At 41.9% G+C, this 18,053-nt stretch carries 14 protein-coding genes; 8 read left to right on the plus strand and 6 right to left on the minus strand.

The window, feature by feature from the left end; genetic code table 11:
- The first annotated feature begins 388 nt into the window (after nucleotides 1-388).
- From ONE56_RS14460 to ONE56_RS14475, 4 genes are all read left to right on the plus strand, one after another.
- Nucleotides 389-1,387, plus strand: a complete 999-nt coding sequence (locus ONE56_RS14460) for a LacI family DNA-binding transcriptional regulator (protein WP_041155834.1) — start codon at nucleotides 389-391, stop codon at nucleotides 1,385-1,387.
- A gap of 128 nt (nucleotides 1,388-1,515) precedes the next feature.
- Nucleotides 1,516-3,186, plus strand: a complete 1,671-nt coding sequence (locus ONE56_RS14465; protein ID WP_423840901.1) for an alpha-glucosidase — start codon at nucleotides 1,516-1,518, stop codon at nucleotides 3,184-3,186.
- A 1-nt stretch (nucleotide 3,187) separates the two neighbouring features.
- Nucleotides 3,188-4,609, plus strand: coding sequence for a PTS transporter subunit EIIC (locus ONE56_RS14470; RefSeq protein WP_415679274.1), 1,422 nt, complete (start codon nucleotides 3,188-3,190; stop codon nucleotides 4,607-4,609).
- 141 nt (nucleotides 4,610-4,750) lie between these two features.
- Nucleotides 4,751-5,869 (plus strand): carbohydrate porin, encoded by a 1,119-nt coding sequence (locus ONE56_RS14475; protein ID WP_041155836.1) that lies wholly within the window; start codon nucleotides 4,751-4,753, stop codon nucleotides 5,867-5,869.
- Nucleotides 5,870-6,208: 339 nt separating this feature from the next.
- Here the strand turns inward: ONE56_RS14475 and ONE56_RS14480 are convergent, their stop codons facing one another.
- Nucleotides 6,209-6,727 carry a cysteine hydrolase family protein gene (locus ONE56_RS14480; RefSeq protein WP_423840902.1) on the minus strand — a complete coding sequence of 173 codons (519 nt, stop codon included), beginning with the start codon at nucleotides 6,725-6,727 and terminating at the stop codon, nucleotides 6,209-6,211.
- A gap of 118 nt (nucleotides 6,728-6,845) precedes the next feature.
- Between ONE56_RS14480 and ONE56_RS14485 the strand changes: the two genes are divergently transcribed.
- The gene (locus ONE56_RS14485) at nucleotides 6,846-7,760 is read left to right on the plus strand and encodes a GlxA family transcriptional regulator (protein ID WP_423840903.1); all 915 of its coding nucleotides are present in this window, start codon (nucleotides 6,846-6,848) and stop codon (nucleotides 7,758-7,760) included.
- A gap of 549 nt (nucleotides 7,761-8,309) precedes the next feature.
- Here the strand turns inward: ONE56_RS14485 and ONE56_RS14490 are convergent.
- The gene (locus tag ONE56_RS14490; protein WP_423840904.1) at nucleotides 8,310-8,498 is read right to left on the minus strand and encodes a hypothetical protein; all 189 of its coding nucleotides are present in this window, start codon (nucleotides 8,496-8,498) and stop codon (nucleotides 8,310-8,312) included.
- A gap of 130 nt (nucleotides 8,499-8,628) precedes the next feature.
- On the opposite strand from ONE56_RS14490, the gene ONE56_RS14495 reads away from it, so the two are divergent.
- Together ONE56_RS14495 and ONE56_RS14500 are read left to right on the plus strand one after the other, a co-directional pair.
- Nucleotides 8,629-11,643, plus strand: coding sequence for a flavocytochrome c (locus ONE56_RS14495; protein ID WP_423840905.1), 3,015 nt, complete (start codon nucleotides 8,629-8,631; stop codon nucleotides 11,641-11,643).
- A gap of 71 nt (nucleotides 11,644-11,714) precedes the next feature.
- On the plus strand, nucleotides 11,715-12,677 hold the full coding sequence (locus ONE56_RS14500; RefSeq protein ID WP_052481533.1) for an FAD:protein FMN transferase: 963 nt from the start codon (nucleotides 11,715-11,717) through the stop codon (nucleotides 12,675-12,677).
- A 566-nt stretch (nucleotides 12,678-13,243) separates the two neighbouring features.
- On the opposite strand, the gene ONE56_RS14505 is transcribed toward ONE56_RS14500, so the two are convergent.
- The 4 genes from ONE56_RS14505 to ONE56_RS14520 all read right to left on the minus strand — a co-directional run bounded on the left by ONE56_RS14505 (nucleotide 13,244) and on the right by ONE56_RS14520 (nucleotide 16,845).
- Nucleotides 13,244-13,921 carry a GntR family transcriptional regulator gene (locus tag ONE56_RS14505; protein WP_423840906.1) on the minus strand — a complete coding sequence of 226 codons (678 nt, stop codon included), beginning with the start codon at nucleotides 13,919-13,921 and terminating at the stop codon, nucleotides 13,244-13,246.
- Nucleotides 13,922-13,950: 29 nt separating this feature from the next.
- Nucleotides 13,951-15,240 carry a TRAP transporter large permease gene (locus ONE56_RS14510; RefSeq protein ID WP_423840907.1) on the minus strand — a complete coding sequence of 430 codons (1,290 nt, stop codon included), beginning with the start codon at nucleotides 15,238-15,240 and terminating at the stop codon, nucleotides 13,951-13,953.
- A 2-nt stretch (nucleotides 15,241-15,242) separates the two neighbouring features.
- Nucleotides 15,243-15,749, minus strand: a complete 507-nt coding sequence (locus ONE56_RS14515) for a TRAP transporter small permease (protein WP_423840908.1) — start codon at nucleotides 15,747-15,749, stop codon at nucleotides 15,243-15,245.
- A gap of 91 nt (nucleotides 15,750-15,840) precedes the next feature.
- A complete protein-coding gene (locus tag ONE56_RS14520) occupies nucleotides 15,841-16,845 on the minus strand; it encodes a TRAP transporter substrate-binding protein (protein ID WP_423840909.1) in 1,005 nt (334 codons plus the stop codon).
- A 477-nt stretch (nucleotides 16,846-17,322) separates the two neighbouring features.
- On the opposite strand from ONE56_RS14520, the gene ONE56_RS14525 reads away from it, so the two are divergent.
- Nucleotides 17,323-18,042: a carbonic anhydrase gene (locus ONE56_RS14525; RefSeq protein ID WP_423840910.1), complete on the plus strand. Its 720-nt coding sequence runs from the start codon at nucleotides 17,323-17,325 to the stop codon at nucleotides 18,040-18,042.
- Nucleotides 18,043-18,053: the final 11 nt, after the last annotated feature.

Here is an 18,053-nt window from a genome sequence, read left to right on the forward strand (position 1 = left end):
TTAGAATCTGTAGATGGAAGAGTATGTCCAATTCCTTCTATCTAAAGTTCTTCAGTTTATCTATGGAGAGCTATCTATGGAGTATGGAGAGGGACGCACCAATTCATTAAGTACGTTTCAACCATTACTCAAATTCATAACCATCTCTAAGTAAGGAGTGAAGTCGGGAGTGGCTTATCTAAAGTCGAATTCATTATTCTTTAAGGGGTGCAGGAATGAATAGGTTCCGTTCCATGAAGCGCATACTTGATGTGATAGGCATCTATATATTGATAGTTCAGAAAAGTATAACTATGACAATCTTCTCATTTTCCGTCGTTCTAATTGACATTAATGCTGGATTGTTTAATTTACCATCATAAAACATGGTAACGATTTCATAGTGTGTATGGCAACGATAAAAGAAGTGGCAAACTCTGCAGGATTATCGGTAACAACCGTTTCCCGCTACCTGAATAATCATCCTTATATTTCGGATGAAAAGAGGCTGAAAATTGAAAAGGCAATGGCGGATCTGGACTATCAACCAAGCGCTGTTGCACAGCAAATGCGTGGGGTAAAGGCTTTTCATATTGGTGTTCTAGTTTCCCGTATTACTAACCAATATTACGCTGGATTAATTGATGCTCTTGAAGTAACCGCGCGCAAGTTTGGCTATTCCATTTTAATTATTCAAAATCACAATAGTGAAGGGGAAGAAAAACGCGCTCTTGAGTTGTTGAAGAAAAAAATTATTGATGGTTTGGTTTTATGCACTGTAGAAAGCGATATAGATACTCTAGAAAATTATGTTAAGCATGGCCCAATAGTCTTATGCAACACTCATTTATATAATACCAATATTCCATCTATCCATATAGATGATGAGCAAGCAACAGAAGAGGCGATAAACTATTTAACCGGAAAAGGGCATAAAAGAATTGCTTACTGTACCGGAGGTGATTTCACATCACAAAGCCATGGTGCTCGTCGGAATAAAGGCTTCAAAACCGCGATGCGAAAAGCAAATCAGAATATTGATTATGACCTAATATTTCGCCATGTTCATACACTTGAAGATGGAGAGAAGATCGGATCACAACTAGCTAGTATGAAAAATGAGCAGCGTCCTTCTGCCGTTTTTACAGGCAGTGATGAAGTGGCCTGTGGGGTTATCAACATACTAACAAAGTCAGGCATTAACGTACCCGATGATATTGCTGTAATGGGGTTTGATAATCAGAAGATTTCATCCCTAATTTCTGTGCCAGTTACCACGGTACATCAGCCTGTAGATGTGCTAGGGAAGTTTACGATGGAATATCTATTAGCGGCAATTGAAGGAAAAAGTTACGTTTATGATACAGGTATGCTTAAAACCAATATGGTTATAAGAAACTCAGCCTAAATGAATTGAGTCCTTTTGCTTAGATGTATGATATCGATATCATGAGCTTTTTCTTGCTTGTGTGGTATCGATATCATATTTAACGTGAAAATATGATATCGATACCATATAGTAATAAGGAATGATAAATGTGTAAAAACGAGACGGAAACATCTGTTTGGTGGAAAGAGGATGTTATTTATCAAATCTATCCTAAGAGTTTTCGAGACAGCAATAATGATGGAATTGGCGATATAACAGGTATCATAGAGAAGCTTGATTACCTTAAAGATCTTGGCATCACTATGCTTTGGGTATCACCTTTTTATCGTTCACCAATGGCGGATAATGGGTACGATATTTCAGACTATTACGATATAAACCCTGATTTTGGAACGATGAGTGACTTTGATGTACTGATCGAGAAGGCAAAATCTAAAGGAATAAAAATCATGGTTGATCTGGTTATCAACCACACTAGTGATGAGCACGAGTGGTTTCAAAAAGCGATCAGTAACCCTTCATCAAAATACCGAGATTACTACATCATTAAACCAAGTAATAATGGGTTACCACCAAATAATTGGCGATCAATTTTTGGTGGAAGTGCTTGGACGAAAATTGAGGGTGAAGATAACTATTACCTGCATGTTTTTGATAAGAAACAACCTGACCTAAATTGGGAGAACCCTGCCCTGCGTCAGGAAATTTATCGTATGGTGAACTGGTGGCTTGATAAAGGTATTGCAGGTTTTCGTATTGATGCCATTACTTTTATCAAGAAAGATCAGGACTTTGCTTCAATACCTGTTGATGGGGCTGATGGTTTGGGCAGCATAAAATATAAGTCAAGAAATCGTCCAGGCATCGAGGAGTTTCTATTAGAGCTTAGAGAGAATACCTTTGATTGTCATCCTTGCGTTACTGTTGGTGAGGCTCCCGGTGTATCAAAAGATGATTACGGCAAGTTCATCGGCCAAGATGGCTTTTTCAATATGATATTCGACTTCCATGCTGCTGATCTTGATGTAGAAAGTGGAACGGAGTGGTTTAAAAGAACTCAGTGGCAAACCAAAGATCTGAGAGAGCATTTGTTTTCTACTCAACATGCGTTTCAAACTCACGGTTGGGGAACAACATTTATCGAAAATCACGACCAACCTCGTGCACTGTCTAAGCTAATAAAAAATGCTAACTATCGTGATCAAACCGGTGCAAAATGTTTGGCTGTTTTATACTTTTTCTTACAAGGCACACCATTTATATATCAGGGACAAGAGATTGGAATGACTAATTTCAAGCGCGAGTCCATCGACGAGTTCGATGATATTTCAAGTATCGATAACTATCATCGCTCAGTACTTGAGGGATATAGTGAAGCAGAAGCGTTAGAGTTTGTTAATCTTCGTTCCCGCGATAACAGCAGAACACCGATTCCTTGGGAAAATACAATTAATGGTGGGTTCAACAAAGGCTACCCAACTTGGCTTGGACTTTCGCATTCAGAATACACCATCAATGTAGAAGACCAAATAAAAGACCCAGAGTCGGTACTTAACTTCTATAAATCGATGATAAAAATTCGTAATCATCAATATCCTGACACATTGATTTATGGAGAGTTCGTGCCTTTGGATACAACAGAAAATATTATTGCTTATAAGCGATTAGGAAGTAAAGAGACATTCTTTATCATTACTAACTTAAGTGACGAAATAGTGCCATTTACCATCCCAGATGGAGATATACTGCTTAATAACTATAAAGAAGTACATTCGAAACTACAACCTTACCAGACTTTACTCATTAAGGGATTATAAAATGAAAGATTATCAAAGTACTGCTGAAGAAATCATACGAGAAATAGGGAAGGATAATATTATTTCAGCTGCACATTGTGCGACCCGACTAAGAATTCAAGTTAAAGATCGAAATATTATTTGTGATGAAAACGTGCAAAAAATTGATCAGGTTAAAGGAGTGTTTTATAACTCCGGACAATATCAGGTTATTTTAGGTACAGGCATCGTAAATAAAGTATACGAAGCGTTTATGGATGTCACACAAACTAAAGAAGTAGATCATAAAACGGTTGCTAACAATGATGCAGGTAAATTAAAAACAGCACTAAGAAACCTTTCTGACGTTTTTGTACCTATTGTTCCAATATTGGGAGCGACAGGTCTCTTCTTAGGACTTAAAGGCGTGTTATTCAACGCTACCGTCTTAGGAATGATGGGAATGAGTCTACAAAATGTCCCTGAAAGTTTTACCACAATAATGACTATTCTCTGCGATACAGCATTTGCCTTTCTCGCGGCATTTATTTGTTGGTCAGCTTTTAGAAAATTCGGAGGTACACCTATTATCGGCTTTCTCATTGGTCTAATGCTAGTTTCGCCAGCTTTACCCAATGCATATGCCGTAGCATACGGTAGCGCAGAGCCTATTTATGTATTCGGATTTATTCCTTTAGTGGGGTATCAAGGGTCTATATTGACAGCCCTCATAACAGGATATATTGGTGCTAAGCTTGAGCTTTACTTCCGCAACATTATGCCACATTCAATGGATCTGATTTTCACCCCTTTTGTCGTTATCATTCTGTCGGTGGCCTCTGCTTTATTAGTGATGGGACCATTAGTTAAAGGGTTTGAAAGTGTTGCAATTGAAGCTATTCAAGGCTTTTTACAATTACCTTTTGGTATCGGTGGTCTTGTGATCGGTTTCCTTTATCCAATTGCAGTGCTGACGGGGATGCACCATATGTTCATCATGATTGAAACTTCTTTAATTGCAGGCACAGGCTTCAATCCGCTAATAACAGTTTGCGCTATGTATGGATTTGCCAATGCTGCGGTTTGTTTAGCTATTTCTCTTAGAACAAAAGATACGGCTTTTAAAACAGCAGGGATCTCTGCAACAGTTACACAGTTGTTAGGGGTATCCGAGCCTGCTTTATTTGGTGTGGTTTTGCGATCCGGTATGACTCCACTGTGCATTATGTTGTGTGGCTCTGCTCTGGGTGGAATGGTCTTATCACTACTTTCGGTTAAGGCTAACTCATATGGTCTTGCGGTACTACTTTCTCCACTCATGTACATTTATGATAGCTATCAAGTACTCGCTTATATTACTGTGGGAATATTGGTGTTTGCGTTCTCATTCTCTGTAACTTATATGGCTGATAAGTTATTTGTCTTCAATAAGAAAAGTAATGGAAAAGTAAATACGGTAATTTGATAGTCAGTTAAAGAAATCTAGTAATCATATTTCATAATTAAAAATTAAGACGTAACAATTAAGGGTTTTATCGAGTATCACCCTTGGCCTCTCTACACCTAAAAAACGTTAATTAATGTTAAAATATAAAATGGAAGAACAATGATGAATATTTTAAATATAACTACAGCTAGTCTTTTAGCTTTATCCTCTATGAATTCATTTGCGGATGTAAAAGTTATAGATAACGAAAAAGGTAACTTTTCAATTGGTGGTAATGTCGAAATTAATGTGAATTTCCAGGACCGAGAATCTAACGAAAATAACGACACTGAATTTAACCAAGATGGTCGTGTTCTCATAGAGTTTTCTGGAGAGAAATATACGAACAAGAATTATTATGTTGGTGTTAAAGCACAACCCCTGTTTGAGAGTACCGGTAATATCGCCTTAGATGATGCTTATTTTGAGTTTGGTAAAAAAGATATTTGGTCCATTAAAGCTGGCCGCTTTGAGACTTACGATATGTTTCCTGTAGGATTGGATGTCTTCTTAGACTATTCAGGGGATACTGCCAATGACTTGTACACAGATGGCTCGGCATATTTATACCAAATGAAAGAAGCACGTGGCCGCGGTTCAGATGGTCAAATAATGTATAACCATAAACTCGGTAACATCTATGTTGAAATCGGTGCAATGCTGGGGGATCGTTCAAACTTATTTGACGGAGGTGTTGGTGGGTACTACCACGGCCAACAGATAGACTCAGCAAAAGATACTATACTACTTCGACCTGTATTAGCTTATCAAATGGGTGATTTTCGTCTGGCAGCTTCATTCGAAAAAAATTTAGTTTCCAATTCAATTATGGCTAATGGCATTGATATCTCAGACCGTACAGGTTATGGCTTAACTGGTAATTGGACTAGCGGCGATTGGGTCGTAAATACAAACATTGCATACTTAGATGCCGTCGATGAAAACAACTTATCATTAGGTGCTAACGTACTTTGGAATGACCTAGGCTTAGGTTATGTATACACAACTAACCAATATGAAAACAAAGATTTCTCAGCTTGGGCTACTGGTGACGTGAACGTGTCCACTGTGTATGCATCCTATGCAATTCGCAACGTGCTAGAAGTAACGGATTTCTCCATTTTAACGGGTACTTACTACTCTATGGTGGATAACAAGTTGTCACAACAAGCAAGTACATCTTCATTTACTGAAAGTGACGATTTCGGTGTGCGTGTTCGGCTGTTCTACGTATTTTAGTGTGCTCGTGTTTTAAAATTATAAAGTGAGTAACGATAAATTTAATACTATCAGACAGGTGATATTATAAAAAACGGTCTGGCGTACCATTGCCGGACCGTGCGCAAAACTCAATGAGCCTTATCCTTGCCATGCAACTTTAGAACTAAGTTAAGAGATTTTTCTATATCTGAGATAATCCATAATATGTTAATTTAGCAAAGTCACTGACACATTACTGTTCCTAGATCTGCCAGCGTGACCAAAGCTAGTGCGTTTTCGTACCCATGGTTCGTTAGAGCTGGGACTCATTAACAAACAATACCAGTGAAATCTTAATATACTTTCTTGAGGTTATTTCTATAACACTTCAGTCAACGTGACTAGAGGTACGCGAGGTGATACAGCATTCAACGCAACTTTATGAATCATCGCGTCAGTAGTTGTACAACAATCTTCAATAATTGAAACTTTATATTTTTCTGCTTTCTTTGATATAGCAGTATGCGTGACACAATTTTGTGTCATCATCCCACATATCAGTAACTCATCAATATCAAACTTTTCCAATGATTCCCCTAAATGAGTTTGATAAAAGCTGTCTGCATGCTGTTTTTGTATGACTTCAGCATTAGGGCATATCGCCACTATTTCTGGGTGAATATTCGCTCCTTCACTACCTTTTTCAAAGAAAGGTGCCATTCCTTTAGGGGCCGAAGATAAATGTTGGATAAGAAAGACCGGAACATCCTGCCGGTTAGCTTTAGCAATTAATTCTTTAATGTTTATCAGGGTTTTATCTGTATTCCATAATGGAAATTTACCTTTAGGGAAGTAATCACTTTGTATATCAATGATAAGTAATGCAGTTTTGTGCATTTTTGATTTCCTGTTGCTTTAACTTTTGGTTAAGGAAAATTATGAGCAACTTGCTGTACTCTTTTTAGAGGTTAAAATGACATAAAAAGGGCAAAAACCGACAAATGTAGAGAGTCGTATGACCAAAATATCCATTGGAATTTGTGAGTATCCTTCAGTATTGAAGTCAGCAGTTTATGGCCTTGAAGAGATGTTTTTGCTTGCAAGTAGAGTTTGTCGGGAACAGGGGGTTGAGGTCCTATTTGAGCCAGTCATTATTCCACATGATGACCTGATAGAAGATAGTTATACGGTTGTTTTGCTACCGCCAGCTTCAATAGATGATTATTACTTAGCCCCTGAAGCCAAACTTATTGACTGGCTTAAAAAGCAGTACTCCAAAGGTACCGTTCTATCATCTGCTTGTGCGGGGGTATTTATTCTGGCCGCAACTAACTTGCTTGGTACGAGAGAAGTGACAACCCATTGGGCGCTAGCAGACACATTTGCCAGAATGTTTACGGAGATTCCTCTTAACAGCAACAAGATATTGATTGATCACGGTGACATAGTGACGGCGGGCGGTATGATGTCGTGGTTAGATCTCGGGTTTGAACTTATCTCTAAATATTCATCTCCTAGGGTTGTAAGCCAACTTGGTAAAACACTTGTTATAGACACCGCGCAGAGAGAACAGAGCTATTATCAACAATTCAAACCATCGTTCGCTCATGGTGATTTGGTGATTGTTTCGGTTCAACAAATCATGCATCAAAGTTATACGGCACCGTTATCGATACATCAGTTAGCGAAGCAAGTAAATCTTACTGAGCGTACTATGCAAAGACGGTTTCTAAAGGCCACGGGATACAACCCAAATCAATATTTGCAGCGTCTCAGAGTGCAGAATGCGTGTGACTACCTGGAAAGTACAAACCGTTCATTTGAATGGATAGCTAATCAAGTCGGTTACGAAGATATCAGTGCATGTCGAAAGGTTTTTATCAATATTGTTGGATTAACTCCACGAGAGTTTCGAAAGAGGTTTTCCTGATTCTTGGTGAATAGAATCTGCTCCTTGCTGATCTTGCGCAACAAAATGGTGAGTAATCTGCGCTAGAAACTGTAACCCTCCCCAAAAACTATCCAACATATATGTCAGGCAATGTCCCAAAGCGCCTTGATTTTTTGTTCATAAACTTGCGCTTCTTCCAGCTCATCCTATGCCATCTTTTACAAGTTCCAGCTTGGGTACTTCGTCTTCGCTACTCACAACAGATTCAATATAGCAGCCTAACTTAGCGTTGAGAAAATCATCAAACGCGCAGTAATACCCCATTGTAATCCAAGTGCTTGGGAGAAGAATTTATTGGGTTCGATTAGAACCATAAAGTGTTTCAGACCTTATGGCTTTAATCGTTTTACCTGTAGATGAAGGCCAATAACTACGAGAGACAAAGCCACTTAAAGCACTAAAAAAGCAGTTTCCCCTACAACAATTTTTGTTGTTGAAGCCCACGAATTTGTTGTGGACACACGAGCCTTCTTAAGCAATTTTCCACATGCGATATGAGGCATTATCTGTGTATTGATTGCCTCAATCTTATACCAGAATTGAGAGGTGTGGTGGTTGGCAAAAAGCTTTTTTTGCAGTTTCGGGCTGTGCTTTTAACCTCATGTTGGCTTCTGCACCTTTCAAGCTTTTCAAAAATTCTTTCATTTTAGTTGTTGGCTTTTTGATTATATATGCACAGGAGTAATAGTTCTGATGTAAATAAGTCATTTTACTCATACATTTATTTCCATGATATTAGTGCGGTTATTTAAGCCCGAAAGTTTTCATATTAAACAGGCTAATGCGCACAAAATCTTGGGTGGTTGGCGCGTTTGATATGAGAATTAATCTATTAGAGGAACAATCTATGACTAAGCTAACCGATGACATCGTATTCCAGTCAGGAGGCAAGCTTCATAACCGAGTCGTCATGGCTCCAATGACCATTCAATCTGCGTTTTTCGATGGTGGTGTAACGGATGAGATGATCAATTACTACGCTGCTCGCTCAGGTGATGCTGGTGCGGTAATCGTCGAAAGTGCGTTTGTTGAAAAATATGGCCGAGCATTCCCTGGTGCACTTGGTATCGATACTGATAGCAAAATAACAGGCTTAGGTAAGCTCGCTGAAGCAATTAAAGCCAAAGGCTCAAAGGCTATTTTGCAGATATACCATGCGGGGCGTATGGCAAACCCAGAGTTCAACGGAGGACATCAACCTATCTCTGCCAGTCCAGTTGCAGCTTTGCGTGATAATGCGGAAACGCCATTGCAAATGACCCAAGAGCAAATCGAAGAGATGATTGAACGCTTTGGTGATGCCGTGAATCGAGCGATTCTTGCTGGTTTTGATGGTGTCGAAATTCATGGCGCAAACACTTATCTAATCCAGCAGTTTTTCTCTCCGCATTCAAACCGCAGAACCGACAAGTGGGGTGGAGATATTGAGAAACGCACGACGTTTCCGTTAGCCGTACTCGCAAAGACAAAAGAAGTTGTTCATGCTCACGGTAACCCCGACTTTATTATTGGTTACCGATTCTCTCCAGAAGAGATTGAACAGCCAGGTATCCGCTTTGATGACACTATGTACCTGTTAGATAAGCTTGCGACATGTGGCTTGGATTATTTGCATTTCTCTATGGGGAGTTGGTCACGTAACTCAATTGTGACCCCAGAAGACCTAGAGACGCTAATCGACAAGTACCGTCATCTGCAATCTGAGACTTTAGCGAAAGTGCCAGTGATTGGTGTTGGTGGAATTGCTCAGCGCAGTGACGCTGACAAAGCCATTGAACAAGGCTATGACATGGTAGCGGTGGGTAAAGGCTTCTTGGTTGAGCCAACTTGGGCAGATAAAGCGCTTAACAACGAGTCGTGTGCCGAGTTTGCAGACATCGCGCAACAAGAAGAGCTGAAAATCCCAACCCCACTATGGGAAATCATGGACTATATGATTGTCGATAGTGCAGCCGAGGCTATTAAGCACCAGCGAATTAAAGAGTTGCAGAGCGTACCTATCAAGTTTAATGCAGGTGAATACACTGCGTATGGCCGTGGTCATAATGATGACTTACCGGTTAAAGTCACCTTCTCTGAAGACAAAATCCTCAATATCTTTGTCGATTCATCAAAAGAATCTGATGGTATTGCAAACCCTGCATTTGAGCGCATCCCTCAACAAATTCTAGATGGTCAAACTCTAAATATTGATGTTATTTCAGGTGCAACAGTTAGTAGCCAAGCTGTGCTTGATGGTGTTGCAAACGCAGTTGATCTCGCTGGTGGTAACTCTGAAGCTTTACGCTGTAAGGCAAGAGAAGCGGTAGAGTGGTCAACAAAGACTATTGAAGAGACGGTTGATATTGTAGTTGTTGGTGGCGGCGGTGCTGGTTTAAGTGCAACATTAACCGCATTGGATAAAGGAAAGTCGGTCATTTTACTTGAGAAGTTTCCTGCTATTGGTGGTAACACAGTACGTACCGGTGGCTGGGTAAATGCTGCTGAGCCAAAGTGGCAAGGTGATTTCGCTGCATTACCAGGTGAAAAAGAGACCTTAATGCAGCTGGCAAATACACCTGAGTCTGAATTTGTTGAAGAATATTTAGCAGACTTTAGAACGTTGAAGTCTCAGTTAGATGACTATTTTACGGATCTAGAGAAAGGTAAACCGTATCTATTCGATTCAGTTGAATTGCACCGTATTCAAACCTATCTGGGCGGTAAACGTACCGATCTAAATGGTGAAGCGATTTATGGTCAATATGATCTTGTAGAGACGTTAACGTCTCGTTCAATGGAATCGATCGATTGGCTAACTGAGAAGGGCATTGATTTTGACCGCAGTGTCGTTGAAATCCCAGTTGGAGCATTATGGCGTCGAGCACATAAACCAAAACGTCCGAAAGGTGTTGAGTTTGTTGACAAGCTATCAAAACGTATTCAGGAGCAGAACGGTCGAATTATCACTGATACTCGTGCGACTGATCTTATCATTGAAGATGGCAAGGTCGTTGGTATAAAAGCGGTACAGGCGGATGGTACAAAGCTTACCCTGCATGTGAATAATGGTGTAGTAATGGCTTCTGGCGGCTTCGGTGCAAATACGCAGATGATCAAGAAGTACAACACATATTGGAAAGACATTGCTGACGACATCAAAACGACTAACTCACCAGCACTAGTAGGTGACGGTATTGAGATTGGCGAAAAAGCGGGGGCAGAGCTAGTCGGTATGGGCTTTGTTCAGTTGATGCCAATTGGTGATCCAAAATCGGGCGCCTTGCTGACGGGCTTGATCGTGCCACCTGAAAACTTTGTGTTTGTTAACCAACAAGGTCAACGTTTCGTTGATGAGTGTGGTAGCCGAGATGTGTTATCTGAAGCCTTCTTCGATAACGGTGGTCTCGTTTATATGATTGCAGATGAAAATATTCGTCAAACTGCAGCAAATACTTCAGATGAAACTATCGAGCGAGAAATCAAAGAGGGAATCATTATTAAAGCGGACACCATTGAAGAGTTAGCAGAAAAAATTGGTGTGCCTGAGGAAGCATTGTCGAACACCATCTCGCAATACAATCATTACGTAGAGCAAGGGAATGACCCTGAGTTTAATAAGAGTGCATTTGGCCTAAAAGTGGCTAAGGCTCCATTTTATGCGACACCACGTCAACCGTCAGTCCACCACACTATGGGTGGCTTGAAGATTGATATGCAGGCGCGTGTAATTGGTAAAGATGGAAATATTATCAAAGGCTTATACGCAGCAGGTGAAGTCGCAGGTGGTATTCATGCTGGTAACCGTTTAGGTGGCAACGCACTGATTGATATCTTCACCTATGGTCGTATTGCTGGTGAAAATGCAGCCAATCTTGTGTAACAGCATATCGGTACATTAGGCCAGACAGAGGGAAGCTTTGCTTCCCTCTTTATTTAACACTCAATGACGATATGACCATGAAAAGCTATAGCGCAAGATTCGAAATGATGGGGACCTTTATTGATTTGGTGGTTCACCATCAAAACGGTGAGCAGCTCATTAAAGATGCGTATATTCAATTAAAGGATTACGCGACTCGATTTACGGTAAATCAAGCAGATTCTGAGTTGATGCGTGTCAATCTTAACGCAGGTATCGCGCCTATCGTTGTTGCCCCCGATCTGTTTGAGCTTATTAAACTAGGTAAACATTATAGCGAAGATGTCAGTACCCCCTTCAATATTGCAATTGGCCCTTTGGTGAAAACGTGGCGTATTGGGTTCCAAGAAGCGACGGTACCGTCGCAAGATGTCATTAACGAAAAGCTGGCCTTAGTCGACCCAACTCAGATCATTTTGAATGAGCAACAGTACTCGGTGTTTCTCAGCCAAAAAGGAATGGAAATAGACTTAGGCTCGATTGCAAAAGGTTATTTTGCTGACCAAGTCATGCAAAGGCTGACAGAAGCTGGTGTGGATAACGGTTATATAAGCTTGGGAGGCAATGTGCTAACGATAGGACATTCACCAAACAACCCTAATAAAGCGTGGAACGTGGGTATTCAGAATCCATTGTCCCAACGGGGGGATGTGATACGTATCGTACCGTTGCAAGGCATGTCGATGGTAACGTCTGGCATCAATGAACGTTTCTTTGAATCCAATGGTCAGCGTTATCACCACTTGCTGGATGGGAAAACGGGAATGCCGATTTCAACGGATATCGCGAGTCTAACGATTGTTTCCAAGAAATCCGTTGATGGAGAGATTTGGAGTACTGCCGGTTTTCTTCCTTCGGCTTCACAATCGATCAGCTATCTAAACACTATTGAAGGTATCGAGGCTGCAGTTGTCTCGACACGAGGGGATGTAATGACGACGGATGGATTAATAGACATACCGATCAACTCCACTCTGCTGTTTGCTGGACAGTAATCAACGCTTACCTCACCGGAAAACGAAAGCGAAGATTTTGGCTTTACGGTGCGGGTGTTTGTTATTTACTTCTACTTAGCCACAGTTTTAATGGGGAAAGTCGATTGTTACGTCTGGTTGATTTGGAAAGCGGGCTTGGCCACGGGCGTTTCCGCTGGCTGGTGTTACCATTGTGCTGGCTCTACTCTTAGATTGGTTACTGGTAAGCCGAATCTCCAAGCTGAAAGTTGCATTCAGTTAAGTGAGCGACCCAGTAAAGAAAGGATATAGGTCAGACTTCGTCTGGCCTTTGTTCGTTCATAATGTAAAGAGATGACTATTTTCTGGATTCCTTACCCAATCATGCTACTTCTTGAGACGTGCTCTGGTCACGAAAGTGTCGTTGGAATGATTGGTGCAGTTGATAGTTGTAACTGTGCAGTACATTTGCTCCTTTAGCAACAACACCCTAATTATTAGCAGTAACCATTTACTGCTTTAGTTCTAGAGTCACATATTTGCTTGTTTTTTTATCTGCTTTCGGATGTGATTTCTAATTTCACTCAAAGCTTCAAAACCGAAAAAGTTTACTGACTGATATACCGTGATGACGCAAGAAACGATTGATGAATATGTGCGAGCATTAAATCTGAAGCTTCGTGGGCCATGCCTTTTAACACAGCTTTGACGATTTCTCCGTGTTCGACATAAGAAGATTTGGCCCTGTCGGCGAGCTTAAATTGTGCTCGGCGATAGGGCGCGACTTTTGCTCGCGCACTGAGCACCGCTTCTTCCACATATCGATTGTGACAGCCGTGAAACAAAGATTCGTGCAGTTTGATGTTTGCTTTGTCGTAGGCATCGATATCTCCTGAGGTTACGTATTTGTGGCTGTCGAGGTGAATCGCGAGCAGAGCTTCACGTTCTTGTTGGGTCATATTGATCGCAGCAAGACGGACACACAACGCTTCCATTTCCGCAACGTATTCGAACATCTCTGCCAACCTAGAAACGGGGACTTCGCTGACAAAAACCCCACGTCTATGGTGATGCTCTGCTAAGCCACTCGCGGCAAGTTGTTTCAGGGCTTCTCGAATCGGTGTGCGCGAAACCTCAAAGCGACTGGCGAGCATGGTTTCGTCCAAGCGAGTGCCAGCAGCGATCACCCCTGCTAGGATGTCATCAGATAGTGCTACTCGGATGCTGTCCGCTAACGGTTGTTCATTCTCGAGCAGCAATAATGTAATGGATTGGTGTTCTGTCATAGTGCGTTTTTTCGATTTCTTTTATACGTTTAGCCTGCGATGCCTGGCATTACAACACTTGGAAGCCATAAACTGATGGCTGGAAAAGCATTGATGAGTACTAAAACAATGAGTGCAAGCCAGACTAGAGGCAGTGAGCCACGTACCGCTTCACCGTAACTGACGTTATCGAGGCTGCTGGCGACAAATAGGTTCATACCAAATGGTGGAGTGAACATACCAATCGCACAGTTCACACACAGAATAACTCCGAGATGAACCAGATCAATACCTGCTGACTGAGCGACTGAAATGATCAACGGCACCAGAATAATCACGATAGAGTTTGGATCAAGGAACATACCAGCAACCAGTACAATGCAGTTAATAATCAGCAATAGTATCAGTGGGTTGTCGCTAAACTGAGACAGTGATGCGGATAGTGAATCGGTCAGACTTGACGTTGTCAAATACCAAGAAAATGCCGCTGCTGCAGAAACAATGATCATGACCTGAGTGGTCACGACGCTACTATCAATACAGACTTTCCAGATGTCTTTCGGTGTAAGATCCCGATAGACAAATAAACCAACGGCGGCTGAATAGATCACCGCAACAGCCGCGGCTTCTGTCGGAGTAAACAGGCCGCTGTATATCCCACCCAGAATGATAACTGGTATCGCTAGCCCCCAAATGGCTTCTCTCAGGGCCACTATTAACTCGGAGCGATTTGGAAACGGCTGTGGTTGCATACCTGCACGATGAGCTCGATAGTAACAATAAGCGAGGAAAACCGTACCATAAACGGCACCGGCTCCAATACCTGCCATGAACAGGGCGCCAATCGAAACACCAGCCATTGCACCGTACACGATCATGAAAATACTGGGGGGAATGATGATGCCAAGCGCGCCCGTTGCCATCAGAAGTCCAACACTGAACTGTCGGTCGTAGCCTTCTTTTATCATTGATGGCAGGATTAAGCGTCCAACCGAGACCACTGTCGCTGGACTGGAGCCTGAAATCGCACCAAAAAACATTGACCCAGTAACTGTGGTCATTGCCAATCCGCCACGGAACGGGCCAACCAGCAATTGTGCGACTTTCAGTATTCTAGCCGAGAGACCACTGGTACTCATAAGGTTGCCGGCCAGGATAAACAGCGGAATGGCCATGAGAGGGAAGCTGTCCAGTCCGGAGAACATCCGTTGGATGATGAGCATTAATGGCGTGCTACCGCTCAGATGTAAGCCAACAAAGACTACAAGGATCAACGCGACAAAGATAGGTAATCCTAATACCAATAGGCCGGAGGTTAATGCAAAAAAACTGTAGCCCATGATTATGCTCCTACGTAGACGGTGTCGGTCTCTGTTTTGGGTTTTCTAAACAGTGCCAATAAAGATTCGCTTATGCGGATAAACATACAGGCTGAACTCACAGGAATGGCGAGATAAAACCAGTACATTGGCAGTTCCATCGCTGACGAGAGTTGGCCAAACATCATCATGCGTGAAGTCAGTTGCCAGCCGAACCAGGTGAGCAAGAAGGTCGTTGTTAGACAGATCAAACAAATAAAAACCTGAAAGGGCTTTTTCAGTGCCTTGGGAATGATCTGCTGGATGACGTCAATGCTGATGTGCGCGTTATTACGAAAGGCGATACTGCTTGCCATGAAGACCATCCAGATAATGGCGTACCGCACGCTTTCTTCTGCCCAGCTAAACGAAGTATTAAACACCGCGCGAGCCATAATTTGGGTGAATAGCATCACGGACGAGTAGATAATGAGTATACCCACCGTCGTGTTTTCGAATAATGCCAGCAGGCGACTGAGTTTATTCCACATAAGCGTTCTCCCGGGATCGCTCCCGGGATCCTTGTCGTCGGTTAAAAGACGGATAGTTGATAATTGGATACCGGTTTATCAATGAATAAATTTACAGTTCCGATAATTCAGAAAGTTCGTTCTGAGCGCGAGCCAACAGGCCTTTGCTTAGCTTGGCGCCAAACTCTTTATATACAGGTGACATCGCATCGCGGAACTCACCTAATTGTTCCGGTGTGAGTGAAGTGACCTGAGTACTACCAGCCTGTTTAATATCGTTCAGGTAGATTTCTTCACGAGCAATTGAGCGTTCACGCTGGTATTTACCTGCTTCTTGTGCGGCTGTTATCAATAATTTTTGATTGTCAGCAGACTGGCTGTCGAACCAGATTTTGCTGAAAACGAAGGCAGTGCCGAGATAGCCGTGGTTGGTTAGCATCAAATCTTTTTGAACTTCATAAAACTTCATTTGTGAAATCGATACCAAAGGGTTTTCCTGACATTCAACAACGCCTTGTTGTAGTGCTGTGTAGGTTTCGCTGAACGCGATTGGCACAGGATTTGAGCCTAGAGCTTTGTACTGAGAAATCAGCAGTGGGCTCTCCATAACACGCACTTTTCGGTCTTTCATATCCGCAGGAGTGGTGACAGGATCATTACAAGTCATTTGTTTAAATCCACTCTCCCAAAACATGGCAGGTTCGAAACCGGAAGATCGCAGGCCGGAAAGTACTTCTTTACCAATTTCGCCATCAAGAAACTCGTAAGCAACCTCGCGGTTTGGGAATAGAAATGGCATATCTATCAACTGTAGGTCCTTATCAAAACCACTCAGCTTCGCGGTCGGAATAGGTGCGGCCTGTACCGCACCGAACTGCATTTGCTGCGCGACTTCAACGTCATTACCAAGCGCATTGTTCGCGTAGATTTTTACTTCATAATCACCGTTGGAGCGTGCTTCAACCAACTCCTTAAAGCGCTCAATCCCTTCTTGTTGCGCGCTATCTTCAGTCATGTCGCTGTGTACTTTAATAAGCGTTGCTGAATAAGCATTCATGCTCATTGCGGATAATGAAATAGCCAGAGTGCTGAACATAAATTTGAATGTCTTTTTCATGTGATTCCTCATACCTGTCCTTGGTTCGTGTCTTGTATACAAAAGCAATATGAGTGCCATTTAAAAAAGTTGAATATATTCAATGATTTGGTTTAGTTGTCGCGTTGGTTTTGCACTGATGATGTGCATGTGTTGTTTTTTGTATACTTATTTTGGGGCGAAAGTGTGTTTATGGTGGACGAGTAGAAGTAGACATCAGAAGTAGAGCAACGTTGAGTTTTAGCTTTTGGTGCGAGACCATAGGGATCAAAAATAACAGTGGATCTGCTCAGTAAGAGTAGGTCAATCACGCTGTTTCAAAGTGACGATGTGACTTCCTGTGAACATTACGATAAGTAGGAAAACTATCAATTACATCCCGAGAAGCGTAAAGACAAAATTCTTTTGCAATCATAGATTTCACTCTATTACAACGATGTTGTTCGAGATTAATATTGTGATTCTTAAAAACGTTACTTGATGGAATAAGGAATCATTATGAACAAGTCACTCATCGCGTTGGGCTTATCTTTGCTGTGCGCAGGTTCTGCGAATGCGGCTCATTGGAGTTATGAAGGCAATCACGGTCCTGAGCATTGGGGAGAGTTCGCGCCAGAGTGTTCTAAGGGAAAAAACCAGAGCCCGATTGATATTCAGTCAACGACAAAAGCGGAGTTAGCAACACTTCAGTTGAATTATCAAGGAAAAGCAGTCTCACTCACAAATAACGGTCATACGTTACAAACCAGTATCGAAGGTGAAAATAGCCTTACGGTAGATGGTAAGCAGTTTGATCTTAAGCAATTCCATTTCCATACACCGTCAGAAAACCATGTAGACGGAAAGTCTTACCCACTGGAAGCGCATTATGTACACGCGGATGAACAGGGAAATCTAGCGGTTGTTGCGGTCTTTTTTAAACGAGGAGAAGCCAACCCGGCCCTTGCCAAGTTGTTAGAAAACGTTCCGGTTAAAGACAGTAACGTGACGATTAAAGCGCCATTTGACGCCAGCGCGTTAATTCCAAGCGGCCAGGACTATTATCGATTTAATGGATCATTAACCACTCCTCCGTGCTCGGAAGGTGTGCGCTGGTTAGTGCTTAAAGACGCGCAATCGATCTCCGCAGACCAAATTCAACAATTTGAAAAAGCGATGGGTGCAAACAACCGTCCAATCCAAGCATTGAACGCTCGTATGATCTTAACCCAGCAATAGTGTTGTTTCAG

The sequence above is a fragment of the Vibrio mytili genome (assembly GCF_049563345.1).
In the GTDB taxonomy this organism is placed as follows: domain Bacteria; phylum Pseudomonadota; class Gammaproteobacteria; order Enterobacterales; family Vibrionaceae; genus Vibrio; species Vibrio mytili.